This is a genomic window from Prosthecobacter sp. (assembly GCF_044378005.1).
In the GTDB taxonomy this organism is placed as follows: Bacteria; Verrucomicrobiota; Verrucomicrobiia; order Verrucomicrobiales; family Verrucomicrobiaceae; genus Prosthecobacter.
In genome coordinates this window covers 1-26591 of the sequence record NZ_JBILYB010000020.1, presented here as the reverse complement: position 1 = coordinate 26591, position 26591 = coordinate 1, and the positions used below count along the sequence as shown (strand labels likewise).

The 26591-nt window shown below is 60.9% G+C and carries 22 protein-coding genes; 12 read left to right on the top strand and 10 right to left on the bottom strand.

Features of this window, described 5'->3' with window-relative positions; genetic code table 11:
- Positions 1-100: 100 nt before the first annotated feature.
- Positions 101-1405 (top strand): M20 metallopeptidase family protein, encoded by a 1305-nt coding sequence (locus AC6FTP_RS06450; RefSeq protein ID WP_497206081.1) that lies wholly within the window; start codon positions 101-103, stop codon positions 1403-1405.
- A gap of 4 nt (positions 1406-1409) precedes the next feature.
- On the opposite strand, the gene AC6FTP_RS06445 is transcribed toward AC6FTP_RS06450, so the two are convergent.
- From AC6FTP_RS06445 to AC6FTP_RS06430, 4 genes are read right to left on the bottom strand one after another with little or no spacing between them, the layout of a single operon-like run.
- The gene (locus AC6FTP_RS06445; RefSeq protein ID WP_497206080.1) at positions 1410-2666 is read right to left on the bottom strand and encodes a hypothetical protein; all 1257 of its coding nucleotides are present in this window, start codon (positions 2664-2666) and stop codon (positions 1410-1412) included.
- Positions 2663-3919 carry an MFS transporter gene (locus AC6FTP_RS06440; RefSeq protein ID WP_497206079.1) on the bottom strand — a complete coding sequence of 419 codons (1257 nt, stop codon included), beginning with the start codon at positions 3917-3919 and terminating at the stop codon, positions 2663-2665. The genes AC6FTP_RS06445 and AC6FTP_RS06440 overlap by 4 nt, the downstream gene beginning before the upstream one ends.
- Positions 3920-3949: 30 nt before the next feature.
- Complete coding sequence (locus AC6FTP_RS06435; protein ID WP_497206078.1) at positions 3950-5398, bottom strand: DUF1501 domain-containing protein; 1449 nt, start codon at positions 5396-5398, stop codon at positions 3950-3952.
- Complete coding sequence (locus AC6FTP_RS06430; RefSeq protein WP_497206077.1) at positions 5395-7968, bottom strand: PSD1 and planctomycete cytochrome C domain-containing protein; 2574 nt, start codon at positions 7966-7968, stop codon at positions 5395-5397. The genes AC6FTP_RS06435 and AC6FTP_RS06430 overlap by 4 nt, the downstream gene beginning before the upstream one ends.
- Before the next feature lie 221 nt (positions 7969-8189).
- On the opposite strand from AC6FTP_RS06430, the gene xylB reads away from it, so the two are divergent.
- Positions 8190-9689: a xylulokinase gene (gene xylB / locus AC6FTP_RS06425; RefSeq protein WP_497206108.1), complete on the top strand. Its 1500-nt coding sequence runs from the start codon at positions 8190-8192 to the stop codon at positions 9687-9689.
- Positions 9690-9740: 51 nt separating this feature from the next.
- Entirely contained in the window at positions 9741-10946 is a 1206-nt protein-coding gene (gene metX, locus AC6FTP_RS06420) for a homoserine O-acetyltransferase MetX (protein WP_497206076.1), read from the top strand.
- Between the two features lie 65 nt (positions 10947-11011).
- Here metX and AC6FTP_RS06415 read toward each other — a convergent pair whose 3' ends face one another.
- Positions 11012-12292, bottom strand: a complete 1281-nt coding sequence (locus tag AC6FTP_RS06415; protein WP_497206075.1) for a PQQ-like beta-propeller repeat protein — start codon at positions 12290-12292, stop codon at positions 11012-11014.
- A gap of 15 nt (positions 12293-12307) precedes the next feature.
- Here AC6FTP_RS06415 and AC6FTP_RS06410 point away from each other — a divergent pair, with 15 nt between their 5' ends.
- Positions 12308-12523: a hypothetical protein gene (locus tag AC6FTP_RS06410; RefSeq protein WP_497206074.1), complete on the top strand. Its 216-nt coding sequence runs from the start codon at positions 12308-12310 to the stop codon at positions 12521-12523.
- A gap of 3 nt (positions 12524-12526) precedes the next feature.
- Here AC6FTP_RS06410 and AC6FTP_RS06405 read toward each other — a convergent pair whose 3' ends face one another.
- Complete coding sequence (locus tag AC6FTP_RS06405; RefSeq protein WP_497206073.1) at positions 12527-13234, bottom strand: cation:proton antiporter regulatory subunit; 708 nt, start codon at positions 13232-13234, stop codon at positions 12527-12529.
- 181 nt (positions 13235-13415) lie between these two features.
- Between AC6FTP_RS06405 and nuoB the strand changes: the two genes are divergently transcribed.
- The 3 genes from nuoB to AC6FTP_RS06390 all read left to right on the top strand — a co-directional run bounded on the left by nuoB (position 13416) and on the right by AC6FTP_RS06390 (position 15343).
- Complete coding sequence (gene nuoB, locus AC6FTP_RS06400) at positions 13416-13949, top strand: NADH-quinone oxidoreductase subunit NuoB (RefSeq protein ID WP_497206072.1); 534 nt, start codon at positions 13416-13418, stop codon at positions 13947-13949.
- A 39-nt stretch (positions 13950-13988) separates the two neighbouring features.
- Positions 13989-14558, top strand: a complete 570-nt coding sequence (locus AC6FTP_RS06395) for an NADH-quinone oxidoreductase subunit C (protein WP_497206071.1) — start codon at positions 13989-13991, stop codon at positions 14556-14558.
- 74 nt (positions 14559-14632) lie between these two features.
- Positions 14633-15343 carry a hypothetical protein gene (locus AC6FTP_RS06390; RefSeq protein ID WP_497206070.1) on the top strand — a complete coding sequence of 237 codons (711 nt, stop codon included), beginning with the start codon at positions 14633-14635 and terminating at the stop codon, positions 15341-15343.
- A gap of 7 nt (positions 15344-15350) precedes the next feature.
- Here AC6FTP_RS06390 and ruvA read toward each other — a convergent pair whose 3' ends face one another.
- Positions 15351-16043 (bottom strand): Holliday junction branch migration protein RuvA, encoded by a 693-nt coding sequence (gene ruvA / locus AC6FTP_RS06385; RefSeq protein WP_497206069.1) that lies wholly within the window; start codon positions 16041-16043, stop codon positions 15351-15353.
- A 10-nt stretch (positions 16044-16053) separates the two neighbouring features.
- Between ruvA and AC6FTP_RS06380 the strand changes: the two genes are divergently transcribed.
- The gene (locus AC6FTP_RS06380; protein ID WP_497206068.1) at positions 16054-16650 is read left to right on the top strand and encodes a hypothetical protein; all 597 of its coding nucleotides are present in this window, start codon (positions 16054-16056) and stop codon (positions 16648-16650) included.
- Positions 16651-16700: 50 nt separating this feature from the next.
- A complete protein-coding gene (locus AC6FTP_RS06375) occupies positions 16701-17876 on the top strand; it encodes a right-handed parallel beta-helix repeat-containing protein (protein WP_497206067.1) in 1176 nt (391 codons plus the stop codon).
- Positions 17877-17918: 42 nt separating this feature from the next.
- Here the strand turns inward: AC6FTP_RS06375 and AC6FTP_RS06370 are convergent, their stop codons facing one another.
- Positions 17919-18389 carry an SMI1/KNR4 family protein gene (locus AC6FTP_RS06370; RefSeq protein ID WP_497206066.1) on the bottom strand — a complete coding sequence of 157 codons (471 nt, stop codon included), beginning with the start codon at positions 18387-18389 and terminating at the stop codon, positions 17919-17921.
- 19 nt (positions 18390-18408) lie between these two features.
- A complete protein-coding gene (locus AC6FTP_RS06365; protein WP_497206065.1) occupies positions 18409-21273 on the bottom strand; it encodes a valine--tRNA ligase in 2865 nt (954 codons plus the stop codon).
- Between the two features lie 71 nt (positions 21274-21344).
- Between AC6FTP_RS06365 and AC6FTP_RS06360 the strand changes: the two genes are divergently transcribed.
- The 3 genes from AC6FTP_RS06360 (at position 21345) to AC6FTP_RS06350 (ending at position 24666) form a co-directional block, all read left to right on the top strand.
- Positions 21345-22223, top strand: coding sequence for a hypothetical protein (locus AC6FTP_RS06360; RefSeq protein ID WP_497206064.1), 879 nt, complete (start codon positions 21345-21347; stop codon positions 22221-22223).
- A 10-nt stretch (positions 22224-22233) separates the two neighbouring features.
- Positions 22234-23103: an S-methyl-5'-thioadenosine phosphorylase gene (mtnP, locus tag AC6FTP_RS06355; protein WP_497206063.1), complete on the top strand. Its 870-nt coding sequence runs from the start codon at positions 22234-22236 to the stop codon at positions 23101-23103.
- Between the two features lie 75 nt (positions 23104-23178).
- On the top strand, positions 23179-24666 hold the full coding sequence (locus AC6FTP_RS06350) for a PLP-dependent transferase (RefSeq protein ID WP_497206062.1): 1488 nt from the start codon (positions 23179-23181) through the stop codon (positions 24664-24666).
- Positions 24667-24770: 104 nt separating this feature from the next.
- Here AC6FTP_RS06350 and ilvD read toward each other — a convergent pair whose 3' ends face one another.
- Positions 24771-26501: a dihydroxy-acid dehydratase gene (gene ilvD, locus AC6FTP_RS06345; RefSeq protein ID WP_497206107.1), complete on the bottom strand. Its 1731-nt coding sequence runs from the start codon at positions 26499-26501 to the stop codon at positions 24771-24773.
- Positions 26502-26591: the final 90 nt, after the last annotated feature.

The window sequence follows — 26591 nt, the reverse complement described above, 5'->3', positions numbered from 1 at the left end:
GGTCAGCCTCACCTTACGCACAGCCTCCAGTCGGGGGAAGTGCAGACTTGGTGTGTGAAGCAGCCTTGCCTTCCATAGCCGTGCCCCTAACATCCGCCGCATGAAATTCGCGCTCTTCCTCCTCCTCGCACTTCAAGCCAGCGCTGCCGACACCACCACCCGAGATGCCGTCTTCGCGAAGTCCGTCGAAACGATGTTCCCGCAGCTCGTCGAGATCAGGCGCGACATCCACGCCCATCCCGAACTCTCCAACGAAGAAGTCCGCACTGCTGCACTCGTCGCGGAAAAATTGAAATCACTCGGCCTGGAGGTGAAGACCGGCATCGCGAAACATGGCGTCGTCGCTTTGCTCAAAGGCGGCAGCGATGGACCCTGCGTGGCCGTACGTGCCGACATGGACGCACTGCCCATCAAAGAACTGCGCAGCGTGCCCTATCGCTCGCAAACCCCCGGCGTCATGCACGCCTGCGGCCACGACGTGCATGTCACCTGCGCGCTGGGACTCGCCGAGCTGCTATCGAAGCATCGCGATCAGGTGCGCGGCAGCGTGAAGTTCCTCTTTCAGCCCGCCGAGGAAGCCATGCCCGCCACCTTTAAAGGCGACTGGGGCGCGAAGCTCATGGTGGCCGAAGGTGTGATGGAGAATCCAAAGCCCGTCGCGGTCTTCGGCCTGCACACAACCGCCATCGTCCAGCCTGCGAGCACCACCGACGATGGCGTGCATTATTTAAAGGCAGGCCAGATCGGCTACACGCCCGGCATCGACAACGCGAACAGCGACCGCTTTCACATCATCATCCGTGGCAAAATGGCCCATGGCTCTGCGCCGCACAAAGGCGTGGATGCCATCACCGTTTCCGCCGAGGCCATCATGGCTCTGCAAATGATCAAGAGCCGCCAGACCAACACACGACAGCCGCTCGTCATCAGCATCGGCACCATCAGCGGTGGCGACCGTGAAAACATCATTGCCGAGAAAGTCGAACTCGGCGGCACCGTCCGCACCTACGACGCCGCCTTCCGCGATGGCGTGATCGAGCAGATGCATCGCATCCTCAAAGGCATCACCGAAGCCCACGGGGCCAGCTACGAGATGGAATACCGCAAGACCTACCCAAGCATCATCAACGACAAGCCTCTCATCGAAGCCACGCTGCCATCTTTCCGCCGCCTCTTCGGCAAGGACAACGTCGTCGAACTCATCCCCGGCATGGGTGGCGAAGACTTCAGCTTCTTTGCCCAAGTCGTGCCCGGCTTCTACTTTCGCCTCGGCGTGGCCAATGAGGAAAAAGGCATCACCGCCGGTGGTCACACCCCCATGTATGATTGCGATGAAGCCTCGATCAAAACCGGCGTGCAAGCCCTCGCCGCCGCCGTCTGTGATCGGCTTGATGCGGAGAAGTAATTCATCAGTCCCTCCAGAAGGATGATTCCTTCGGCACGGTGTAGCGCACCTCCATGTCGGGCGTCTCAATGACCATCCCATCGCGATGGAGCGATTCGACGGCGGCGATGATCATCCCAGAAGTAAGAAGAGTGCGCTCGGGCGGATAGGCGGCGCGGTTTTCGATGACCATGCGTTCGATGTGTTGAACGAGTGGATTGAAGAAGTCGGCGGTGGTCGCGCTGCTGCCGGGCATCGGCAGGAACATTTGGCAGGAGGTGATCTCGCCGGATTCGCTGTTGAGGCCGGCGTAGTTGAAGTCGCGCACGCCGAGCATGAAGAGCGTGGTGCGGAAGCCGTCGCGGTGCTCGATGAAGTAGGCGTAGGCGTCGGGTAAGTTTCGCCTCGCCCAATCGAAGCTGATCGCTTCGGTGGGATAGCCTTCTTTGACTGGTAGTGTGTGGCTGCGGCTTAACGCGGCGAGGAGGAGGCGCTGCGTTTGCTTCAAACCGGCGGCGTGTGACCACATCTTGTCACTGCGCAACGCCAGCACACTCTTGATGCCGACTTCGCCTCCTTTGCGACGTTCGGACATGCACTGGGCGGTTTCGAGACCATGGAAGTCGTATTTCTCGACGCCGCCGTAGCCGACGCAGACGCTTTCGCTCAACGGCGTGCCCCATGGCAGGTCGATGGCGGGCAAACGGCGTGTCACGGGCAATGAGGAGCCAGCCAGGAAGGGAAAAATCAGGCGCTTGGAGTCAGCGACCATCTCGACGCACTTTTTCCAGTCGGTGGAGAGATGCTTGTCGTTGAAGACGGGCACGCTGCGTCCGCTGGACTCGAAGACCTTGACCACTTCTTTGAAGAACTCGTAGCGCGGGTAGAGCGTCTGGCCCTTTTCGTTCTCGGGGTAGTCGCCGTGCTCGCCGATGATGACGACGCCATCGACGGCGAGCTTGCCAGTGCCCAAAGTGAGTGCCTCGGCGATGCTTTTGTGAATGGGAATACCGTAGCGCTTCGAGCGACCACGGGCGAGATCCTTCTCGGGGAATTGATCGACGTAGAGCGACACGAGATCGACCTTCGGCTTCCGCCATTCACCGTTCCAGCCGTAACCGAGCGCGAAGCGGTCAATGAAATGCTGCGCGTGTGATTTCTCGAACACGACGGTGGCGATGAGAGCGATCTTTTTGCGCGCTGGAGTTGGCGCGGCGCTGGCGGCGGCCGCAGCGGCACTGGTGAGCAGAAAGGAGCGACGGGTGATGAGCTTCGTGTTCATGAGGTGCGGTCCGATTTGTTTTCCCAAAACAACCAAAGAGGCAGAACGGCGATGAGCGGCAGGAAGGAGGCAAGCAGGAGGCCTTGATCGAACGAGTGCGAGCGATCTGCCAGCGCGCCGAAGAGCTTTTGCGCCTGCGCGGGCAGCACCCACGCGACGACACCCGCGATGCCGGTGATTTTGCCCTGATGTCGCGCGGAAAGATCCTGCGTGAAGGCGTGGTAGAGCGGAAACACACCGAGAGCGCCCGCACCGGCCAGCAGCAGCACGAGAAGCAAGACCCAGCCTTTGTCGAGCATCGGCGTGAGCGCGCAGGTGGCGCACAACGCACCGCACGCGGCGAAAACGATCACGCGAGCGGCATGAACCGAGAGCTTTCGTCTGCCGAGCCACACCGCGAGCGCACCCGCGCCGAGGCAGCCGACATCCGTCGCCACATACCAGACCGAAGTGAAGTAAAGCGTCTGCGATTCCGTGTAGCCGATCCCTTCTTGAAGGATTTTTGGCAGCCAGGCGCGCAGGATTTGCCAGGTCGTGTTGATGCAGGCGATGACGAAGAACACGACGAGCATGCGACGGCTGAAGATGATGCTCCACAGGCTTTCCGAGGCTGGTTCCACCTCGTTCGTGCTCAATCTCACCGGTGCAGGCAGGTCGGACTTTTTCACCAGCGCGAACCACAACACCAGCCACGCGAAACCGACCGCACCGACGGCTTGAAATGCGATGCGCCAACTGCCGATCTCCGAGGTCATGAGTCCGGCCATGATCAGCGGTGTGATGATCGCGCCGATCGAGGTGCCGCTTTGCAACACGCTGTTGCCGAGTGAACGCTCGCGCGCATCGAGCAGCGCCCGTGTGGTGCGGATGGAACAAGGCCAGTGCCCGGCCTCGAAAAAACCGAGCGCCATGCGACACCACAGCAGCTCTTGTTCGTTATGCACGAAACCTGTCGCCAGTCCGGCGAGCGACCACATCGTCAGCACGCCGGCATACAGCCAGCGCACGGAGAAACGGTCCGCCAGCCAGCCAAACACAATGGATCCGGCCGCAAAAGCATAAGCAAAGACGGCCTCGATGTTGCCATACTGCGCCTGCGTGAGCTGAAACTCCCTGGTGATGCGCACGGACGCATTCGCCAGCGTCTGGCGGTCCATGTAGTTGATCGCCGAGGCGAGCAGCAGCAGGCCGCAGATGGTCCACTTCCAGGTGGCGGAGCGATTTGTCGCGCTCGAATCAACGTCGGGAGTCATGTCGGATTCGAGCGGCGATGTGACTGCGATTTATGCGATCAGTTGATCCACTACTTTCGCGCCCTGGTTGTCCGTGAGACTCGCGGCGAGGCCGTTGCGTTTGTAGGTCAGCTTGGTGTGGTCGAGACCGAAGAGCTTCAGCAGCGTGGCGTGATAATCGAAGTGCTTCACCTCGTCGATGACGGCCTTGTGGCCGAATTCGTCGGTCTCGCCGTGGACGTAGCCCTTCTTGAAGCCGCCGCCGGCGACCCACATGCTGAAGCCATAGGTGTTGTGGTCGCGGCCCCATTTCTCGCGGCCTGCGTCGTTTTGCAGCACGGGCAGGCGGCCCATCTCGCCGCCCCAATGGACGACGGTGGTGTCGAGCAGTCCACGCTGTTTGAGATCGCTGATGAGCGCCGCGCTCGGTTGATCGGTCGCCTCGCAATTTTTCGGCAACGCGGTGATGAGCGAGCCGTGCTGATCCCAAGACTGGCCCGCATTCAGCACCTGCACATAGCGCACGCCGCGTTCGACGAGACGACGCGCGATGATGCAGCGCGTGGCGTAGTCCTTCGTGATCGGATTATCGACGCCGTAGAGCTTTTTGACGTGCTCGGGCTCCTTCGAGATGTCGAGAGCCTCTTTCGCGGCAGTCTGCATCTTCGCGGCGAGTTCGTAGCTCGAAATGCGCGCCTGGAGATCGAGTTCGCCGCGATGCTGCGAGAGATGATCTTCATTGAAGGCCTTCAGCAACGCGAGTTGCCGCTCCTGCGGCGCACCAGCAAGTGAGGCAGGCGGATCGAGATTCAAAATGCGCGGCTCGGTGGGCCGCACGAGCGTGCCCTGGAACAACGCGGGCAGCCAGCCATTCGTGAAATGCTCGCCCTGGAAAGTTGGCAGGCCGCCGGGATGCGAGAGCACCATGTAGGCGGGCAGTTCGTCCGTCTCGCTGCCGAGACCATACGTCAGCCACGAGCCCAGCGCGGGGCGTCCGGCGGTGATGCGTCCGCCGTTCATCGCGTAGAGACCTTGCGCATGATTGCTCACGCCGGAGGTCATCGAGCGGATCAGCGTGATCTCATCCACCACCTTGCTCAGGTTCGGCAGCAACTCGCTGATCTCCATGCCGCACTGGCCCCGCTTTTCGAACTTCCATGGCGAACCGAAACACTTGGCCGATGCCTGCGCGAGGTTGTCGTATTTGATCTCACCGGGGAATTTCTGACCGTCATACTTTGTCAGCATCGGCTTTGGATCAAAGAGGTCCATCTGCGACGGCCCGCCCATCATGAAGAGCGAGATCATCGCCTTCGCGCGTGGCTCAAAGTGCGGCTTCTTCGGCGACAGATCATAACGGATCTCGCCAAAGCTTTCCGGCTTCACCGGCGCGGCAAGCAAGCCATCGCGCTCCAGCAACGAGGCAAGCGCCACGGTGCCAAGACCGAAGCCGTTGGCGTGAAGGAAATGACGACGTGAGCAGAGTTGGGGGTGGTTCATTCGACGTAGAGGAAACGGTTCGAGCTGCAAAGGATCTGGCACAGGCTGGCCATGGCTTCTTGCGGTGGATTCGGGACGACGCCCTTCGGGTGCTGGATGTCGTGGTGATATTGCGTGAGCGCCTTGGTTTGCTCATCAAGGTAAGCGAGGCACTTCGTGATGTCGGCATCGGTGGCGGGCTTGCTGTAAAGCAGGTTCCAAACGCGCTGGAGCTGCTTCGCGCGGTCGTTCGGGGCTTCGGCGGTGACGCGGTCGGCAAGACGTCGCGAGCTGTCGAGCACGAAGGTGTCGTTCATGAGCAAGAGCGACTGCGGCGCGACGGTGGTCTGGCTGCGCATCTCGCAGTTCGGGCTCATCGTGGGCGCGTCGAAGGTGTCGAGCACGGTGACGGGTTTGCTACGGCGCACCTGCACATAAATCGAGCGGCGGAAGTCATCGGCACCGGCGGGATCGACCTTGTGATTGGTGATGGTGCCTTTGTCGATGCCAGTGATCACACGACCCTGCGGATCGCGACCAATGCCGCTGGGCGGGCCGTAGCTGGCCTGCACGAGCGTGCCAGTGGTGGCGAGCATCGAATCACGGAGCGTCTCGGCATCGAGGCGGCGCATTTTGAAGCGGGCATAGAATCGATTTTCGGGATCGGCCCGCAGCGAGGCGTCATTCACCGACGACTGACGGTAAGCGCTGCTGAGCAGGATGAGGCGATGCAGTGACTTGAGCTTCCAGCCGCTCTTCACGAACTCATCGGCGAGGTAGTCGAGCAGTTCGGGATGCGTGGGCAGCTCGCCCTGGCGGCCAAAATCGCCTGGCGTGTTCACGATGCCGCGACCCATGTGATTGAGCCAGAAGCGGTTCACTAAAACTCGCGCGACGAGCGGATGCTTGCCGCTCGTGAGCCATTGCGCATACGCGAGTCGGCGACCGCTGGAGCCGCTGCTCACCGGCACCGGTTTGAAAGGCTCGATCTGCGGGCTGGCGAGAATTCCCAGTTCGCCAGGTTGCACGACTTGCTTCGGCTGGTCGTGATCGCCACGATTGAAGAGCTTCGACACGGGCATCTGGCCTTTCACTTCGGTGAGCGCCATGACGAAGCCTTCAGCAGGCTTCGTCGCGCGGAGCTTCGTGGCCTCGGCCATCTTTGCATCGACGATGTCCTGCTTTTTCTTGTCGTACAGGTCGAGTGAATAGGTGGCGAGCGCGGATGGATACTTCTTGATCAGTGCTTTCTGCTCCGGCGTCTGCTTGGCCACCGGCGTGTCGCGGGCGACACGGAACGCGGCCTGCTCGGCCTCCGGCACCTTCTTGATCTCGACCTCAAAGATCTCGTCGAGGAACTTCTTCGACATCGCGCGGGCCTCGACCTCGATCTCCTTGGCTTTCGCCTCGATCTCGGCGGCTTTAGTGCGCTCCTGCGGTGTGTAAAGCGAGTAGAGGCGGCTGTTCGGCGCACGCCATGCTTCCCAATGATACGCCGGATCAAAGACGGCCCGCAGGCGATAGTAATCGGCCTGCGTGATCGGATCGTAGCGATGATCGTGGCACTGCGCGCAAGCCACGGTCATGCCCATGAGCGACGAGGTTGTGATCTTGATCTGCTCGGCGATGACTTGGTTTTTCGCGAGCTTGGCATCGTCCACCGTGTCGCCCGTGCCATCGGGAGCCATGCGCAGAAAAGCGGTGGCAATAAGCTGGTCGGTTCGCTTCGGATCGAGCACCGCCTGTTGAAAGTCGCCATGCGTCGCGCCAGCGAGTTCGTCTCCCGCGATCTGCTCCTGGATGAACTGGTCCCACGGCTTGTCCTCGTTCATTGAGCGAATCACATAGTCGCGATAACGCCACGCGTGAGGGCGGACGCTGTCCGCCTCGGTGTAACCGTTTGAATCGGCATAGCCCACGACATCCAGCCAATGCCGCGCCCAGCGCTCGCCGTAGTTTTTCGAGGCCAGCAAGCGCTCCACGAGCTGTTCATAAGCCAGCGGCGATTTGTCGGCGACAAATGCCTCCACTTCCTCTGGCGTTGGTAGCAGGCCGGTCAGATCGAGCGTCACGCGGCGGATCAATGATCGACGATCTGCCTCGGGAGCCATCGTGAGGCCCTTTTCGGACGCTTTGGCGATGATGAATGCATCGACCGCATTTCGAGTGTTCGCCGCTTTGGGCACCATAGGCCGTTTCACCGGCTGGAAGGCCCAATACTCGCGATCCTCATCCGAGATGATCGGTCCTGGTGCCAGCACGAGCGGTTCCGTCTTCGCTGTCTTGGCACCTTGGGTGATCCACTTCTCGATCACAGCCAGTTGCTCTTCGGTGAGCGGCTTCCCCTTCTCAGGCATCTCGCCGCTGCGGATCACTTCGACGAGCTTGCTCTTCTCGGGATGCCCGACCACGACGATCTCGTCCATGAAACGTCGAAGACGCAGATCGATGTCCCCCTTCGGTTTTTCTTCCTCACCATGGCAGTGCGTGCAGTGTGCTTTCACGATGGGCCGCACGTCCTTTTCAAAGGTGAGCAGTGGCTCTACTGCGGAAGCAGAGGCGGTGAGTAAAAGTAAAGCTGGGAACTTCATCAGGGGGCCGAAACCTACGGGCTGAACTCAGCGGATGTTGCCGATCAAAGACTCATGATAGAGCGGCAGGGGCGATACTGGGTTTCCATTGGCTGAGCTACAGGTCGTCGTTCGGGCTGACAATGATCGCGGCATGAGGCGACCTGGGTCAGCCACTTTCTCATTTGCCCAAACTCACCCGCCCCGCCATCATCGCGGCCACTTCACCCAATCTTTTCATCATGTATTTCCTCGGCATCGACAGCGGCACCCAGAGCACGAAGGCCATCGTGCTCGATCTCGACAGCGGCAATATCCTCGCCTCCGGGCACAGCACCTATGATTTGATCGAAGGCCTGCCCGCAGGTCATCTCGAACAGCATCCGCAGAGCTGGATCGACGCTGTGGAGAGCAGCGTGAAGCAGTGCCTGGGGAAGATCGGGGCCGACAAATCGAAGATCGCGGGCATTGGCGTGAGCGGTCAGCAGCATGGTCTGGTGGCGCTTGGTGCGGACGACAAACCCGTGCGGCCCGCCAAGCTGTGGTGCGATACTTCCACGCAGGCTCAGTGCGCTGAGATCGCCCATGAGTTCGGCGGTCAGCCCGGAGTCATCGCTTTGGCGGGGAATGCCATGCTACCCGGCTACACGATCCCGAAGCTGCTTTGGATCAAACAAAACGAGCCGGAGAATTTCGCCAAGATCACCTCCATCCTGTTGCCTCACGATTACATCAACTTCTGGCTCAGCGGCGTGAAGCGCATGGAATATGGCGACGCCTCCGGCATGGGCATCCTCAACGTAAACACGCGTCAGTGGTGCTACGAGCTGTGCGATTACATCGACCCGCGTGTGCGCTCCATGCTGCCTGAGCTTGGCTCCAGCCGCAGCGTGCATGGTCGGCTCCGCCCAGAGCTGGCGAAAGCCTGGGGACTCGGCGACAACGTCATCATCTCCGCCGGTGGTGGCGACAACATGATGGGCGCGATCGGCACCGGCAATATCAAACCCGGCGTCATCACGGCCAGCTTCGGCACCAGCGGCACGCTTTATGGCGTCGCCGGATCACCCGTGGTCGATGGCCAGGGCGAAGTGGCCGCTTTCTGCGACAGCACGGATCAATGGCTGCCGCTCGTCTGCACCATGAACGTCACCGTCGTCACCGAGCAGGTGCGTGACATGTATGGCTGGGATTTGAAACAGCTCGAAGCCGCCGTGGCCTCTGCGCCTGTCGGTGCGGATGGCGTGATGTTCCTTCCTTACCTCAATGGCGAGCGCACCCCGAACCTACCAAACGGCACCGGCGTGCTCCATGGCCTGCGCCCCACGAACATGACACCTGCCAACATCGCCCGTGCCGCTGTGGAAGGTGCCACACTCGGCCTCGCGTATGGTTTGAAGCGCTTCCGTGACCTCGGCATGAACCCGACCGAGATCCGCCTCACCGGCGGCGGCAGCAAAAGCAGTGTCTGGCGTCAGATCGCCGCCGATTGCTTCAATGCCGAAGTCGTCACGCTCAGCACCAGTGAAGGTGCCGCTCTCGGCGGAGCCATCCAGGCCGCGTATGCCCAAGCCAACGAACACGGCGAGACGATCAGCTACGAGGCGCTCTGCGCCAAGCTGGTGACACTGGATGAAAGCACCCGCTGCAAACCCAACGCCGCGAACGCCAAGCACTACGCCGAGCAGCTCGAACGTCAGATGGACCTCACAGGCCGCCTACAGCAGACGGGCTGGCTGTAAACTGGTTCGGCCTTTGACAGCAGGCTCATCTTCACCTCTTCATCCCAGCCCATGTCCAAAAGTCTCGGCGAGACATCCACCCATTTTTTCCAACTCGGCAGCGCTGCCGAGCCCTTTGTCTTTGCCAGCGGAGACTCGCTGCCGGGAATCACGGTGGCGTATGAAACCTACGGGAAGCTGAATGCGCGTAAAACCAACGCCATCCTCCTCTTCCACGCGCTTTCGGGAAGCCAGCATGCTGCGGGACACAATTCCGAGGTGCCGGGACTCTCTGGACGCTGGACCGATGATGTGAAGCAGGGCTGGTGGGATCTTTTCATTGGCCCAGGCAAGGCTTTGGACACGAACCGCTACTTCGTCATCTGCGCGAACTACCTCGGCAGTTGCTATGGCAGCAGCGGCCCGACTTCGACGAACCCCGAAACGGGCAAGCCGTATGGGAAGGATTTCCCTCCTGTGCTGAGCAGTGACGTGGTCCGCAGTCAGGCGGCGCTGCTGGATCATCTCGGCATCAGGACACTTCATGCCGTCATCGGCTCTTCCGTCGGCGGCTTGCTCGCCATCAACTTCGCCACGCTTTATCCCGAGCGGGTGAAAATCATCATGCCCGTGGCTACGGGCCTGCGCACGACCGTGCTCACGCGGCTGACTTTGTTTGAGCAGGTGCTCGCCATCGAAAACGATCCGCATTTCCACGGCGGTGACTACAGCGATGATGCCACGCCGGAATATGGGCTCGCACTCGCTCGCATGATCTCACACAAGACCTTCGTGCATCTCGATGCCATCGAAAAACGGGCGAGCCAGACTGTGTCCCAGCCGAACGGACAGCTCTCCTGGTATAAAGTCGGGCATAACGTCGAGAGCTACATGCTGCATCAGGGGAAGAAGTTCGTGAAGCGTTTCGATGCGAACTCCTACCTGCGCATCCTCGACATGTGGCTGCGCTACGATCCTCTGCGTGACGCTGGTGTCAGCAGCTACGAAGAGTTGTTCGCCCGCAGCAAGGCGGCGGGGCATCATTACCTGATCTTCAGCATCGACAGTGACTTCTGTTTTTATCCCGAAGAGCAGGCGGAAATGGTCTCGGCTTTGGAGCGAGTTGGAGTCTCCTCCATGCACATCACCGTGCATTCGGACAAAGGGCACGACTCCTTCCTGCTCGAACCTCAGCTCTACACGCCGCATCTCGTTTACACGCTGGATGGGCGCTGGCAGAAGTCATCGCTCGATGAGCCGGTGAACGAAGTCGAGTAAGCAAAAAGGCCCGGAGCTTTCGCCCCGGGCCTTGGTGTTTCACATCGCGAACGTCCAAGATCGCATCACTGAATTTCCAGGCAGACACCTTCTTTGGTGCTGCGTGCAAAAAGGCGGTTGTAGGCCATCACGGGATAGCTCCAGACCTTGCCGTCGAGCACGTCGTCGCGCTTCAGCTCGGTGTATTTTTCAGGAGTTGCTTCAGCCACGACGACTTCGCCCTTGTCGCTGAGAGCGATGACCTTGTCACCAGAGAGAATGACCTGACCGGGGCCGAAGCCGGCTTCTTTCCACATGTCTTTGCCGGTCTTGATGTCCACGCAGGCGAGGGGGCCGGCACCGTACTCTTTGAAGCTGAACATGCCGTAGAGGTAGCCGTCCTTCACCACGGGAGTGCTCCAGTGATTGAAGCACTCGTTTTCACGACGCCAGATCTGCTCGGCACTCAGGCCGCTGCCGGTCTTGCTGATTTTGAAGGCACCTGCACCCACGCCGTAACCGGCCGAACAATAGACGATGTCTTCAAACACGACCGGGCTGGCAGCGGTGGAGACTTTGTAGGGGAAGGGAGCGCGCCAGAGAACCTTGCCATCGGCAGGAGCCACGGCCACGAGTCCGGTCTGGGTGAAGAAGATGCACTGATGCACGCCGTGGATGTCGGCGATCACGGGCGTGGCGTGGGTCATTTTGTCGTCCTCGCCTTTCCACAAAATTTTGCCGGTGGTCTTGTCGAGACCGAGCAGCGCCTGGCCAGCACCACCGCCGCACATCATGAGCACGTTGCCGTCGATGACGGGAGATGCGGCGTTCTGCCATTTGATCTGCACGCCAGCATTGTCCTTCATGACATCGAGATTCCACACGGGCTTGCCGGTGGCTGCATCGAAGCAGAAAACGCCGAGGTTGGCGTCAATGGCATAGACTTTATCACCATCGACCACAGGCGTGGAGCGGGGGCCGTCGCCACCTTTGTTGTCATTCGCGCCAGCATCACCGCCGCCATCGTATTTGCTGATCACTGTCAGGGGCTGTTTCCAGAGTTCCTTGCCATTCCTGACATCAAGGCAGACGACGACCTCACCCACGTTGCCATCCGTTTCACCGGTGACGATGGTGTAGGCCTTGGCTCCAGCCACCGCGAAGGAGCTGAAGCCCGCCGGTGTGTCTGTCTTCCACAGGGTCTTGATCTTGGCGCTCTTCCAATTGCTGACTTTGAGCACGGGCGCGGTGCCGTCGTTGTTCGGACCACGGAACTTCGCCCATTCGGCAGGGGCGGCGGTTTGGGCGGAAAGGCTGGCCGCTGCGAGCAGCGAGCCACCAGCGAGGAGAAGCGAAGGGCGGATCATTTGGGTAGTGGAGGGATGAGCGTGTGCAAACGAGGCACGGCCCGGCAGTCTTGCGCTTCCTGCCAGCCGGGCAAACGAAACCTCTGCCTGGTCTTCCTGCTGAAAACGAATCGTCTCGATAAAGCCAAGGTGCGCCAACTGCTTTGGAAGACTCCGATGGAGGAGAAGTGGATCGTGCGCACGCATCAGGTGCTCGAAGAGATCGTGCGGCAGGCGTCGGCCAGTGCCTGAGCCTCACTCCGCCGGCCCCGGCAAAGGATCATTCTTCAAAGGCTCCACCATGGCTTTGAGCGAGGCTTCTTTGCCATAGGCGGTGACGACATCGCCGGGCTGGATGACATCGGTGGGGCCGGGCAGGCCGGGGATGATTTCAGTGCCCCGGCTCACGGAGAGGATGACCACACCGCGGTCCCAGGGGCGTGAATCTCGGAGAGCACGACCCGCGAGGTAGGTGTCTGTCAGCACCTCGATCTCAGAGACGACGTAGCCGTGCTGGATGCGCAGGAGCAGTTCGTAGTCGAGCGCGCGGACCATGCCGGTGCTTTCCAAAGCACGCTGGATGGTGTGATCGAGCAGCTTTTGCAGCCAGCCGACTTTCGATAGCATCAGCAGGGAGATCAGGCCCAGGATCGCCAAGCCGACAAGCATCAGCAGTCGCGCCGTCGTGGCCGACTGCATGAGCGTGACCACCAAGGTGGCGAGCGCGGAGGTCAGGCCCACATTGCCCGCTAAAATCAGATCCCGGATGATGCGGCGGCGGACGGGGTGATTCACTACCATCTCAGCCTCCCGGGTAGTGAAGCCGACGCCAAAGAAGGCGGAGTAAGCTTGAAAACTGGCGGTGTCATAGCTCAGGCCGGTCATCATGAGCGCCGTGGACCCCACCCGCACGGCGATGAGCGAGACGAGCGCGATGACAAAGAAGGCGATGATGGAGGTCACAGGTCGGATGAAACGTGCCGAGGCTAGCTTTCCTCGCGCCGCGATGCCCACTCTCCGCTGCGGGAGGCAGGCTGCGGCTTGCGAAAACGGGCCTTCGTCGTGCTTGTGAAAACTTTCACAAAGGGGTTGCCGGGGGGGAGGCAGGGGCGTATCCCTGCGCACAATTTTGCCCCCCAAAACCATGGTCGCCCCTGCTGAAACCCATGCCGCCTACGACTCGAAAATCGAGGGAAACATCGTTTTCACGAAGCTCGATGCGGCTGCGAACTGGATGCGCAAAAACTCCCTCTGGCCGATGCCGATGGGTCTCGCCTGCTGCGCCATTGAAATGATGGCCGCCGCGTGCAGCCGCTATGACCTGAGCCGCTTCGGCATGGAGGTCATGCGTTTCTCCCCCCGTCAGGCTGATGTGATGATCGTGGCCGGCACCGTCACTTACAAAATGGCGCTCTCCGTGAAGCGCATCTGGGACCAGATGCCCGAGCCAAAATGGTGCATCGCCATGGGTGCCTGCGCCTCCAGCGGCGGCATGTATCGCAGCTACGCCGTCCTTCAGGGTATCGACAATCTCATCCCTGTGGACGTGTATATCTCCGGCTGCCCTCCACGCCCTGAGGCGCTGCTTGAGGGACTGATGCGCCTGCAAAAGAAGATCGAGACCGAGCACGCCATCGAAGACCAGAAGAAGGAATTCTTCGAGGAAATGAGCGCCTGATCTGCCGTCCCACTGAATCTCTAGTCACTGACTCCGCCCATGAATGCCGCGCAAATGGTCACCGCCCTGAAGGAAAAATTCGGCGACGCCGTGCTCAGCACCACCGAGTTTCGTGGCGAGCAGACGCTTCACGTCACCCTCGCCTCCGCGAAGCCGCTGCTGAAGTATTGCCGTGACGAGTTGAGCTTCGACTACCTCGTGGACATCTCCACGCTCGACCACATGGGCGAGGAGCCCCGCTTCGAGGTCGTCTATGAAATCTACGGCTACGGCCACCACGAGCATCTGCGCGTGCGTGCCAAAATCCCCGACGGCGAAGATGTGCCCACCGTCTGCGATGTCTGGCCCACCGCCAACTGGCACGAGCGCGAAGCCTGGGACATGATGGGCGTGAAGTTCGCCGGTCATCCCGACCTCCGCCGCATCCTCATGTGGGAGGGCTACCCCTTCTTCCCCCTGCGGAAAGAATTCCCCCTCGCCGGCAAACCGAGCGACATGCCCGAAGTCGGCTTCACGAACGTCGCTCCAATGGCCGATGGACCCTTCGTCACCAGCGCTGGTGGCAAAGACACCGTCGCCCGCGAACCGCGCGCCAGGAAGGCCGAGTAGTTTCCCGCTGAGGATCAACGAAGTCGAACAAAGGCTTCCCAAGGCGCGTCGGAGTCTGCTACTTTCCGCCCGCCATGAAACTGATCCCTTTCCTCCTGGCCCTTCTCGTCGGCACACTCAGCGCTCAGACGGCCAAACGCCCCAGCTCACGACTCGCCGTCGAGCCTGGCACCATCCATGTCGAGGACATCCTGCCCAAGGCCGTCTTCATGAAGGTCATGCAGGACTCGCCGATCTACGTCAGCTCGAAGCTGGATCGCGCTATCGGCTCCATGGCCCCCGGCACCATCGTGAAGCTCGTCGGCATGTCAGACACCGCCTTCCGCGTCCGCGGAAAAGCACGTCATGGCGATACCTCCGGCTGGCTGCCCGCTGCCGCCGTCGCCCATCCTGATCCGAACCTCGTCACCAATTTAAAGAAGCTCCACGAGCGCCAGACGAAGGTCGAGGAACTCATCGCCGCCCACCAGATTGCGCTCGGCATGACGGGCGAGGAAGTCTCCGCCTCCATGGGCAAACCGACCCGCAAATCCAGCAAACTCAGCGCCACCGGCAAGGAGGAGAAACTCGAGTATGTGATCTACGAACGCGTGCCGCAGTACACCACCAGCGTCGATGCCTTTGGCCGCCCCTTTCAAACCGTGACCTACATCAAAGTCGAGACCGGCAGCCTCGCCGTGAACCTCAAAGACAACGTCGTGGACACCATCGAAGAAACGAAAGGCAACCCGCTCGGTGGTGGCGGTGTGAAGATCATTCCTGGACCGATGGTCTTCGGGTTTTGAAGGCCGATTACTGCAACTCGCGCAGTGCCTCGCGGATGATCTTGTCCGGGCCATTCCCCATCTCGAATCCGGGCTGCTTCACGACGGCATTCACCGCCTTCTGCGCCTCGCTCTGCTTGTAGCCGAGGGCGATCAAGCCCAACACGGCGTCACTAAGCGCTTCCTGCTTTGGATCGTGCGTGCCTTTGGCGACCACAGCCGCCTGCCAGGCATCCACGACACCGACTTTGTCCTTCAGTTCCAGCACGATGCGCTCCGCCGTCTTCTTGCCCACGCCTTTGATACGAGCCAGTGCCGCCGTGTCATTGCGGATCACCGCATCTTTGAAAGCCATCACCGGCATCCCACTCAGCACCGACAGCGCCATCTTCGGCCCGATGCCCGACACGCGATCCATCAGCAGCCGGAACAAATCGCGCTCATCACTAGTGAAAAAGCCAAACAGCGTGTGCTCTCGCTCCGTGACGTGGTGATGCGTCAGCAGCTTCACCTCCCCACCCTGCTGCGGCAGCTTATCAAAGGTCGTCAGCGGAATGTTCGTGAGATAGCCGACACCGCCGACATCGACGATGGCTTGGTGCGGCATGGATTCGACGAGTTTTCCCCGGAGAAAGGCGATCATGCCGCCCATCAAGCCGCGAGCGGTAAGCCGTGCAAGAGCTTTGATCTCCAAGCTGGCGAACCTGGCCTTCGCGTGCATCCTCATCCACATGAAACAACTCGCCCTCCTCCTGCTCACCACCGCCGCCCTGGCGCAGGAAAAGCCACGTTTGGAAACCCTGCTCATGCTTCCCGAGCCGCGCGAGATGCGGACGGAGCGCTCCATCGTCCCCGAAGGCGCTCAGTCCACCGTGCTTACTCCAGCCCGCGAGATCGCTGACGTGCCCGGCATCGAGGTGTACCCCAAGGAAGACTTCGCCAAGCTCGGCCTCAGTCCGGAGACCTTCGCCGAGCGCTCGAAAAAGACCGCCGAACATCTGCTCACCGAGATCAAACCCGACCTCATCAAAGGAGCCGACGGCAAAGTGACCTATGCCGTCTATCGCGGTGATCGTCCCGTCATGGCCTCGCTGCTCATCGCGCCGTCGCTACCCGTGATTTTTGAAGAGATGTTCGGCCCTGAGATCTGGGTCGCCCTGCCCGACAGACACTCCTTGTTCGTCTTTCCTGCCAAAGCTGAAGCACTGGAGGAGTTCATCGCCGACCTCGCTGTCCGCTACAAAGACGATCCTCATGCTGCGAGCCCTGAAGTCTTCGCGCTGAAAAAGGGTTCCGCTCCACGTGTCGTGGCCGCTTTCACCAAGTAGCAGAAGATTGAAAGCGAGTTCGAGCCTGTTGGGATCGTCTTTTCCCGGCCATGAAGTTTCTCCCCCCGCTTGCCCTGCTGCTGATCTCCGCCGTTTCGCCCGCCCTGGCGCTGCCGGAGGCGGAGATTCAGCGGTTCATTGATGACGCGATCAAGGCGGGTGGCGGTGAGGTGGTCATTCCGCCGGGGGTGCATCTCATCGAGCGTGGCCTCATGCTGAAGGACGCGAAGAAGCTCCGCCTCGTCGGTCTGGATGCGGAAGAGACGGTGCTGAAACTGCCTCCTGTGGCCTATGCCATCGCGTCCGGGCCGACTGCGGCTGGAGCGATGCAGATCGGGGTGAAGTCACCGCGTGGATTCAAGCCAGGCATGCGCTTGAAGATCGAAGCGGATGGCGAAATCGACTCCTTCACGAAAAAGCCGAAGCCCTTCCATCTCGCCATCGTGAAGGCAGTCGAAAAAGAAGCGATCCAGCTCGAAGCAGCGCTGAAATTTCCCGTTCCCGACGGCACGATGATCCGCCACGAGGACGCGCCGAACTTGATCGAGCTGCGTGGTGCTTGCGAGGACGTGCGGATTGAAAAGCTCACGCTCGACGGAGGTCGCGTGGAGGATGATCCATCCATTCGTGGCCATGCTCAGCTCTGTGGCATCATGGCTGCCGGAGCCTACAGCTATGAAAAAGGTCCGACGGGACCCCAGGTGAAGAAGCTGGCCATCTCACGCTGCTTCATCCAGAACTGCCATGGGCGCGGCATCGCCTTGTATTCGGTGGAGAGCGCGGAGATCGAAGGTTGCACGATCCGGGACACCTCCGACGAGGCGATCGACTTTGACCATTTCACGATCAAATCCACCGCCACGCACAACTACATCGCCCGCAGCTTGGTCGGCGTGGAGCTGAATGATGCGACGAGCTGCCTCGTGGCCGGAAACGAATTCCGCGACTGCGGCACAGGCATCAATCTCTGGCGTTGGTGCAAGCAGCCAGGGCTCAACGAAGGCAACATCATCGCGCAGAACCTGTTTGAGACCACGAAGGGCAATGCCGTGCAGATCGCCACCGGCACCAAGGGGAACACGGTGGTTCAGAACGAGATCACGGGCAGCGGCAGGAACGGCATCAGCCTCTCCGGCGAAGGGCAAGTCGTGAAGGCAAACCGAATCACGGGCAGCGGCTTGAAAGCCGTCGCCGTGAAAGAGGGGAAACACGAGATCGTGGAGTAAGACGCCGCTGGTTTAACCCAGCGCGGCCATCATCTCCCGCATTCAACTTGTCGCGTAAGCCCCAGCTTCGAGCTTATCTAAAAAATCAGGCAATCTTACACCAAGTTCAAAGGTGCGAGCGAAGTCCAAATGGAATCGCTCTTCAAGCAGCAGCCATTCGACAAACCCCGTTTCGCAGTCCAGGCAGATCAAGTTGCCAAAATCATCGGCCCCGATGCAGATGGAATTCATTCCCAGCCACTCGATGCTCTTCTCGAGCTCGCGATGGAGGTTGCGCACGACGGGGTGGCTGCTCTCGAGGGTAAAGAACTGACTCACTTCGATTTCAGCTCCTCCCGGCAATTCGAGACCGCTTCGATACAGACTGCTTGAAGGCGAGGGCTGGCCTCCATTGAAGGCTACGAGAAAGTCCCGGTAGTCAGCAGGCATCTTCGTGTGGATGAATTCTTCAAATTCATCCACACGAGCAGAAGTGCCTCCGCCGATCGAGTTGCCTGCAAAAACATCTCTCATGGCTGTCGAAAATTGGACATCACCCCAGCGCCGCCATCATCTCCCGCAGCTTTGCCAGCTTCTCCTGCCAGTCGGTCTTTCGCTGCTGATGCTCGTCGAGCACCTTTTGCGGGACCTTGGAGGTGAAGTTCGTGTCGGCGAGCTTGGCGGTGACTTTCTCCAGCTCGGATTCGACTTTGGCGATCTCTTTGCTGACGCGGGCGCGCTCGGCTTCCACGTCGATGAGGCCATCGAGCGGGAGGAAGATGGTGCCCAGCGGGGTCAGGGCGCTTGGGGTGCCCTTCGTCGGGACGAATGCGGCATCGACATCGAGAGGCTCGGCATTCAGGAGGATGCGCAGGACTTCGATCTCGTGGTCGGGCAGCTCCTGGCTCGGCTTGAGCACGAAACGGACGCGCTTGTTGATGTTGAAGGTGCTCTTCAGGCCACGGCCCAAATTGACGGCTTCGTATTTGTCGTTCGCGGTCTTTTCGTCCTCGGGAAGGATGCCGAAGTGGGCGAGTTCGTCCGCATCGAGCGGCTTCGGCCAAATGGCGAACATGATGCTCTTGCCGCCTTGGTTGTCGGGAAGGTCGGTATTGAAGCCCATGCCATGCCACAGCTCTTCGGTGATGAAGGGCATGAAGGGATGGAACAGACGCAGCGTGTGGCCGAGCACGAAGTCGATGACGGCGAGGGTGTTGGCTTTGCGCTTGTCGTCGCTGCCTTGGAGCACGGCTTTGCTGGCCTCGATGTACCAGTCGCAGTACTCGCTCCAGAAGAAGCGGTAGAGCGTGGCGGTGGCGTCACTGAAGCGGTATTCTTCCAAAGCGGTGCTGACCTCGGCGATGGCGGTGTTGAGGCGCAGGAGGATCCATTTGTCGTCGCTGCTGAGCAGGGCGGCGCTGATCTCGGTCTCGACCTCGCCACCTTGCATCTGGCGGAAGCGGGCGGCGTTCCAGAGCTTGGTGCAGAAGTTGCGGCCGAGCTCGACGTTCTTTTCGTCGAAGCAGATGTCCTGGCCCAGCGGGGCGCTGCGCATGATGCCGAAGCGCAAGGCATCCGCGCTGTAGCTGGCGATGAGCTCCAGCGGATCGGGCGAATTGCCGAGCGATTTGGACATTTTGCGGCCCTGCTTGTCACGGATGATGCCGGTGAAATAGACGTTCTTGAACGGCAGCTCGCCCATCCACTCGAAGCCCGCCATGATCATGCGGGCGACCCAGAAGAAGATGATGTCCGGCCCCGTGACGAGATCGGTCGTGGGGTAGAAGGCCTTCAACGTGGAGGTCTTCTCCGGCCATCCCATCGTCGCAAACGGCCACAGCCAGGAGCTGAACCAAGTGTCGAGGACGTCGGGATCTTGGGTGAAGCCTTCGTCGGTCACAAGCCTCTGGACTGCCTCCTCATTTGTTGTGCAAACAAAGACATCAAACTCATGGTCGGGTTTCCCTGAATCCATTTCCTCTGTGAGGGCAAGGTTTCGCGGATCAACTTCCTTGCCACTGCCAACGTGAATGATGCGAACCACTGTGTCGGGCCATTCGTTGTCCAACACACTGTCCAATTCTCCAAACCACCAGCCCTTGCCGTGATAACCGGGTTGATTTGGGACACGAAGTCGATTTCTCCACACCGGAATCCGATGCCCCCACCAGACCTGGCGGCTGATGCACCAATCCTGGAGGCCGGTCATCCAGTGGTCATAGACCTTCGCCCAGCGGTCGGGGTGGAATTTCATCTCGCCATGGGCCACGACGGCCTGGCTTTCCTTCACGCTCGGGTATTTGAGGAACCACTGCTCGCTCAGGCGGCTCTCGATGGGCACGTCGGCGCGCTCGGAGTAGCCGAGGTTGTTCTGATACGGCTCCTCTTTGACGAGACTGCCGATTTCCGCGAGCAACTCGGCGGCGCGTTTGCGGGCGGCGAAGCGCTCCATGCCGGCGAGGTCTTTGCCAGCGAGTTCGTTGAGCACGCCGTTCGGATGCATGACATCGACGGCAGGCAGGTTGTGACGCTGCGCGATCTCAAAGTCGGCCTTGTCATGCGCGGGCGTGACCTTCAGCACGCCGGTGCCGAAGGTGAAATCGACATGCTCATCGGCGATGATCGGCAGCAGCGCTTGGTCTTCGATCGGCAGCGGACGGCGGACGTGTTTGCCGATGAGATGGGCATAGCGTTCATCCTTCGGATTCACGGCGATGGCTTGGTCGCCCGGGATCACTTCCGGACGCGTGGTGGCGATGGTGAGCCAGGTGCCGGGCTCCTCGACGACTTCGACTTTGAAGTGATACATGATGGCGTTTTGCGCCTTCATGACGACCTCCTCATCGCTGAGCGCGGTGAGGGAGGACGGGCACCAGTTCACCATGCGCTTGCCACGGTAGATGAGGCCCTTTTTGTAGAGATCGACGAACACGCGCATGACGCAGGCGTTGTAGTCGTCGTCAAAGGTGAAGCGCTCGCGGCTCCAGTCGCAGGAGGCGCCGAGTTTCTTGAGCTGCTCGATGATGATGCCGCCGTGCTTCTCCTTCCACTCCCAGATCTTCGCCACGAGGCCCTCGCGGCCCAGATCGTCGCGGTGCTTGATGACGCCCTGCTTTTTCAGCGTCTTCTCGACGACGTTTTGCGTGGCGATGCCAGCGTGGTCGGTGCCGGGCAGCCAGAGCACTTCCTTCCCCAGCATGCGGGCGCGGCGGGCGAGGATGTCCTGGATGGTGTTGTTCAGCACATGGCCGAGCGTGAGGATGCCCGTGACGTTCGGTGGCGGGATGACGATGGAGTAAGCCGGGCGCTTCTCGCTGACGCGGGCGGGATCGGCTTCAAAGCATTTGTCATCCAGCCAGCGCTGATACCAGCGGGCTTCGACGTCGGCTGGCGTGTAGGTCTTTTCGAGTTCGGGCATAAAAGGGGCGCGAAGATGGGGGAAAGTGGCCGCTTTGCAAATGCGCATCGGCCTGTACAATCCCGCCCGTCATGACCTCTCCCGACGCCCCTTTCCACACTCCGCCTGCGGGTGGCACGCTGCGTCACGGGCTGATGCTCGTGCTGGCGATGGCGTTCTTGGTCGTGGTGGGCGTGATCCTGCCGCATGGCGACAGCGGGGAGGCTTTTCGTGAGATGCTGCAGGCGCATCCCTGGCATCGTTGGGCGTTGCTGGTGCTGTGGAGCGGCATCGGCCTGGAGGCGGTGGCGGGTTTGTTTTTTGCCAAAGATGCGTGGCAGGCGCGGCTGCGTCGGCTTGTGCTCACGATCCTGATCCCGCCGCTGCGCATGACCACGGCCACGAGCACGCCGGACGGTTGGCTATGGATTCCCGGCGTCGGTTGGCGCGCGACAGGTCCCACCACTTCCGCCAAACTGGAGGGCAAACTTGCCGTGCCGATGCTGGTGCTGACGTTGCTCGTTCTGCCCGTGCTCGGTGTTGAACTCGGCGCAGGCGAGGCTTTGGAAACCCGCCCGCGACTGGCCACGGCGGTGCATTTGGCGACGAGCCTGATCTGGATCGGCTTCACGGCGGAGTTTCTCTGGATGATCTCCGCCACACCGCAAAAGCTCCTCTACTGCCAGAAGCATTGGATCAATCTCGCGATCATCCTCCTGCCACTCGTGGCCTTCCTGCGGGTGCTCAGCGCGCTGCGTTTCCTCCGCGCGGGCAAGCTGCTGCGCGCCTATCGCCTGCGCACGCTGCAAAGCCGCGTCTGGCAGCTCATGCTGGCCTTCAATCTCTTCGAGCGCTTCCAGCAGCGGAACCCACGGAAGTACTGCGCCGGTCTGGAGAAAAAGATCGCCGAGATGGAAACAGAGTTGTCACGTTTGAAGGAAAAGCTGGAGACGTTTCGAGACAAGGTCTAGCCTCGCTCGCATGACAGACCTTCCCCTCTCCATCGGCATCATCGGCGGCTCCGGACTTTACGATCTGGAGGGCTTCGAGCAGCGGGAGGAGATCACGGTGGAGACACCCTTTGGCCCGCCTTCGGACAAGCTGGTGACGGGTCTATATGCCGGCCGTCGGGTGTATTTCCTGCCACGGCATGGCAAAGGCCACCGCATTCTGCCGACGGAGTTGAATCACCGCGCGAACATCTGGGCGCTGCGCAGCCTGAACGTGCGCTGGATCATCGCCGTCACCGCCGTGGGCAGCCTGAAGGAGGAATACCACCCACGTGATGTGCTGCTGCCGGATCAGTTCTTCGACCGCACGAGCCGCCGCGAGCATCACACCTTCTTCGGCCGTGGCATCGTGGGGCATGTGGCCTTTGCCGATCCGATCAGCCCAGGTCTGCGTGGGCTGCTGGCGGAGGAGGCACGGGCCACTGGAGCCCGCGTGCATGATGGTGGCACTTATGTGAACATGGACGGCCCGGCTTTCTCCACCCGGGCGGAGTCGAATGCGAACCGCCAGCTCGGCTTCGATGTCATCGGCATGACCAATTTGCCTGAGGCAAAGCTGGCCCGCGAGGCGGAGATCGCCCTGGCAACCATGGCGATGATCACGGACTACGACTGCTGGAAGACGGATGAGGAGCACGTCACCGTCGAGGCCGTGATGGCGCATGTGGCGGCGAATGTCGCGCTGGCAAAAGAAGTGATCGCCCGGGTCATCCCGCGCATCCCCAAAAAGGCCAATTGGCCTGAGCACAAGTCTCTGGAAGGCGCGGTGATGACGGACCGGAAACTCTGGCCGACGGAGACCGTGGACAGCCTGCGCCCGATTTTGGCAAGGCTGCTCTGAGGCCGCCGAGGTATCGGCAAGATGGAACCTCGCCTTGCCTCGCCGCGAAGTCGGGTTAACGGACACCTCACCTTCATGTCCGACCTTTTGAGCCATCCCCTCTGGCAGGCCGACTCGCTGGGCAGCGCGCTGCCGGATGACGAGTTCGGCGTCAGCGTCAGCCTGCCCTTGTGGCGTCACGTCATCGGCTATGAGGAGGGGGATCAGGACATCGTCTCGAAGTTCCGCTCGGGCTATCCGCGCTTCTGCTGCCCACCTGCCGTGAGCCAGCTCTTTGCAGCAGCGGAAAAGGACCTCGCCAGTGCGGGTGAGCGTTGCCTTGTCTTCCCGCGTCTGCTTCACGCCGAGCGCTGCATCGAGTTCATCGCACGCGATGGCTTCACTGGACGAGCAGCGAGCTGGCACGAGGGGCTTGGTGTCGCCATCTTCCCGGCTGACGCCTATGTCAAAGCCCGCCGCTTCTGGCGCTTCTGCGGTGAGATCGTCAGCACTCGCCAAGCCTGCGATGCCCTCGGCACCCGCAAGACCACCGTGACCGAGGCCGAAGGTCTCGCCGCCAATCAAACCATCCGCGAACGGCTTGCCACACACTCCGGCCAGCAGCCCGGCGATGTCTTCCTCTTCCCGAGCGGCATGGCGGCGAACTTCGCCGTGCATCGCATGCTCACCACTCTCTTCCCAGGGCGCAAAACGGCGCAGCTCGACTTCCCCTATGTCGATGTTTTGAAGCTCCAGCAGATGTTCGGCAACGGTGCGCACTTCCTGCCGATGATCGATGAGCAGGAATACGACACGCTCGACTCGCTGCTGAAGTCCGAGCCGCTCGCTGGCATCTTCTGCGAAGCACCGAGCAATCCCATGCTCCGCTGCGTGGATCTGGAGCGCCTGCTCGCCATCCGTGCGTCCTCGCAGCCCGGCGTGCCGATCATTATCGATGACACCATCTCCACCGTCGCTCATGCGGATGCTCTGAAGGTGGCCGATGTCGTGACCACCAGCCTCACGAAGAGCTTCTCCGGCGCAGGCGACGTTCTCGCCGGCAGCGTGATCCTGAATCGCGCCTCGCCGCATCACGCTGCGTTCTCCGCCTTCCTCACGCAGCACGCCGATCACATCCTCTGGCGTGGCGATGCCGTGGCGCTGGAGCAAAACAGCCGCGACTTCGCCCAGCGTGCCGACACGATGAGCCGCAATGCCTTCGCTCTCGCCGAGTTCCTGCGTGCGCATCCACGAGTCGAAAAAGTGTGGCACGCCCGCGAACAAGGCGGTGCCGGTTACGAGTTCATCCGACGTGAAGGCGGCGGCTACGGCTGCCTCTTTTCCTTCCTGCTGAAAGACGCCGCCAATACCAGCCCACGCTTCTACGACCACCTCCGCGTCTGCAAAGGCCCTAGCCTCGGCACGAATTTCACCCTCGTCAGCCCTTATACCCTGCTGGCTCACTACGACGAACTCGACTGGGCAGAGAGCTGCGGCGTGCCGAGACATCTGATCCGCGTGTCCGCCGGTCTGGAAGACAGCGCGGATCTCATCGCACGGTTCGAAGAGGCGCTGGCGAAGTAGAACGACTTTATAAGTCGTACACTGGTGGGGTGAGATTGTATCTCACCCAAAAAGAAGGGCGGGTTTCAAACCCGCCCCACCAGTTTACGAGTTGAAAACTCGTTCTACAAATCCGTCACCGCGCCGTGGCTGGCATCGCTCGTGAGCTTGGCATACTTCGCCAGCACACCACGGGTGTAGCGAGGCTTTGGCTGCTTCCACTTGGCGAGGCGGGCTTTGAGGTCCTTGGCAGGGATGCCGAGGGTGATCGAGCGCTTCTCGGCGTCGATGGTGATCGGGTCACCGTTTTTGATGACGGCGATGGGGCCGCCAACGAAGGCTTCGGGTGTGACGTGGCCGACGACGAAACCGTGGCTGCCACCGCTGAAACGACCATCGGTGATGAAGGCGACGTCTTTGCCCAACCCCTTGCCCATGATGGCGGAGGTGGGGGAAAGCATCTCTCTCATGCCGGGGCCGCCTTTGGGGCCTTCCATGCGCACGACGATGACATGGCCTTTTTTGACCTTGTCGTTCAGGATGGCTTGGAGCGCGGTTTCTTCAGATTCGAAGACGATGGCCTTGCCGCTGAAGCTCAGGCCTTCTTTGCCGGAGATCTTGCCGACGGCACCTTCGGGGCAAAGGTTGCCTCGGAAGATGACGAGGTGGCTGTCCTTCTTGATCGGGTCGCTCAGCGGACGGACGATGGTCTGGTTCTTAGGCCAGACGATTTTGGAGTTTTTCATATTCTCCTTCATCGTCTTGCCAGTGACGGTGAGGCAGTCGCCGTGCATGAGGCCTTCGTTCACCAGGATGCGGATGAGAGGAACAGTGCCGCCAATTTTGACGAGGTCGTTCATGAAGTATTTGCCGCTGGGCTTCACGTCGGCGAGCACCGGCGTTTTTTTGCCGATGCGGACGAAGTCCTCGATGCCGAGCTTCACGCCCGCGCTGTGCGCCATGGCGATGAGGTGCAGGACGGCGTTCGTGCTGCCACCGAGCGTGATGATGAGCGTGATGGCGTTTTCAAACGCCTCCTTTGTCATGATGTCGCGTGGCGTGATGCCGCGCTTGATCATGTTCATGACCGCCGCGCCGGCGTCGAAGCAGTCGATGAGTTTCTCATTCGAGACTGCCGCCTGAGCGCCGGAGTTGGGAAGGCTCATGCCGAGGGCTTCGATGGCCGAAGCCATCGTGTTGGCTGTGTACATGCCGCCGCAGCTTCCTTCGCCGGGGATGGAGTGCTCTTCGATGTCGATCAGCTCCTTGTCGCTGATGAGGCAGTTGGCGTGCTTGCCGACGGCTTCGAAGACGGTGACGATGTCTGCGTCCTTCTTTTCCGCGCCCACGCAGCCCGGCAGGATGGTGCCGCCATAAACGAACACGCTGGGGCGGTTCATGCGGGCCATGGCCATGAGGCAGCCCGGCATGTTTTTGTCACAACCACCAATGGCGACGAAGCCGTCCAGGCCCTCGCAGCCGACGACGGTTTCGATGCTGTCCGCGATGACCTCACGCGACACGAGCGAGTACTTCATCCCTTCCGTGCCCATCGAGATGCCGTCGGAGATAGTGATGGTGTTAAAGATGATGCTCTTACCACCGGCGGCGTCCACGCCCTTCGCGGATTCCTTGGCGAGGCGGTCGATATGCATGTTGCACGGCGTGACCATGCTCCAGGTGCTGGCGATGCCGATCTGCGATTTCTGGAAGTCCTCGCGCTTGAATCCGACCGCATGAAGCATCGCGCGGCTGGCGGCGCGTTCGGGTCCATCGACGACGATGGCGCTGTGTTTGCGGTGAAGGGACTCGGGTTTCTGGGATGCTGCTTTCTTGGCCATGGTAGGAGCGCGCATGGTGCCGCCACTTGCCCAGGAAGCAAGGCGGGAGTGAGGTGTGGAGAAGGGCAAAGCACCCCGGCTCGACTCCCCGGCTACCAGATCAAT

What these genes read in the sequence shown, in the direction of transcription:
- ilvD (WP_497206107.1), bottom strand. Translation starts at nt 26,501, where the DNA reads ATGCGCGCTCCTACCATGGCCAAGAAAGCAGCATCCCAGAAACCCGAG.
- AC6FTP_RS06370 (WP_497206066.1), bottom strand. Translation starts at nt 18,389, where the DNA reads ATGAGAGATGTTTTTGCAGGCAACTCGATCGGCGGAGGCACTTCTGCT.
- AC6FTP_RS06450 (WP_497206081.1), top strand. Translation starts at nt 101, where the DNA reads ATGAAATTCGCGCTCTTCCTCCTCCTCGCACTTCAAGCCAGCGCTGCC.
- AC6FTP_RS06415 (WP_497206075.1), bottom strand. Translation starts at nt 12,292, where the DNA reads ATGATCCGCCCTTCGCTTCTCCTCGCTGGTGGCTCGCTGCTCGCAGCG.
- metX (WP_497206076.1), top strand. Translation starts at nt 9,741, where the DNA reads ATGTCCAAAAGTCTCGGCGAGACATCCACCCATTTTTTCCAACTCGGC.
- AC6FTP_RS06360 (WP_497206064.1), top strand. Translation starts at nt 21,345, where the DNA reads ATGACCTCTCCCGACGCCCCTTTCCACACTCCGCCTGCGGGTGGCACG.
- AC6FTP_RS06410 (WP_497206074.1), top strand. Translation starts at nt 12,308, where the DNA reads ATGAGCGTGTGCAAACGAGGCACGGCCCGGCAGTCTTGCGCTTCCTGC.
- AC6FTP_RS06350 (WP_497206062.1), top strand. Translation starts at nt 23,179, where the DNA reads ATGTCCGACCTTTTGAGCCATCCCCTCTGGCAGGCCGACTCGCTGGGC.
- AC6FTP_RS06440 (WP_497206079.1), bottom strand. Translation starts at nt 3,919, where the DNA reads ATGACTCCCGACGTTGATTCGAGCGCGACAAATCGCTCCGCCACCTGG.
- AC6FTP_RS06435 (WP_497206078.1), bottom strand. Translation starts at nt 5,398, where the DNA reads ATGAACCACCCCCAACTCTGCTCACGTCGTCATTTCCTTCACGCCAAC.
- AC6FTP_RS06390 (WP_497206070.1), top strand. Translation starts at nt 14,633, where the DNA reads ATGAAACTGATCCCTTTCCTCCTGGCCCTTCTCGTCGGCACACTCAGC.
- nuoB (WP_497206072.1), top strand. Translation starts at nt 13,416, where the DNA reads ATGGTCGCCCCTGCTGAAACCCATGCCGCCTACGACTCGAAAATCGAG.
- AC6FTP_RS06375 (WP_497206067.1), top strand. Translation starts at nt 16,701, where the DNA reads ATGAAGTTTCTCCCCCCGCTTGCCCTGCTGCTGATCTCCGCCGTTTCG.
- ruvA (WP_497206069.1), bottom strand. Translation starts at nt 16,043, where the DNA reads ATGCACGCGAAGGCCAGGTTCGCCAGCTTGGAGATCAAAGCTCTTGCA.
- xylB (WP_497206108.1), top strand. Translation starts at nt 8,190, where the DNA reads ATGTATTTCCTCGGCATCGACAGCGGCACCCAGAGCACGAAGGCCATC.
- mtnP (WP_497206063.1), top strand. Translation starts at nt 22,234, where the DNA reads ATGACAGACCTTCCCCTCTCCATCGGCATCATCGGCGGCTCCGGACTT.
- AC6FTP_RS06445 (WP_497206080.1), bottom strand. Translation starts at nt 2,666, where the DNA reads ATGAACACGAAGCTCATCACCCGTCGCTCCTTTCTGCTCACCAGTGCC.
- AC6FTP_RS06365 (WP_497206065.1), bottom strand. Translation starts at nt 21,273, where the DNA reads ATGCCCGAACTCGAAAAGACCTACACGCCAGCCGACGTCGAAGCCCGC.
- AC6FTP_RS06395 (WP_497206071.1), top strand. Translation starts at nt 13,989, where the DNA reads ATGAATGCCGCGCAAATGGTCACCGCCCTGAAGGAAAAATTCGGCGAC.
- AC6FTP_RS06380 (WP_497206068.1), top strand. Translation starts at nt 16,054, where the DNA reads ATGAAACAACTCGCCCTCCTCCTGCTCACCACCGCCGCCCTGGCGCAG.
- AC6FTP_RS06430 (WP_497206077.1), bottom strand. Translation starts at nt 7,968, where the DNA reads ATGAAGTTCCCAGCTTTACTTTTACTCACCGCCTCTGCTTCCGCAGTA.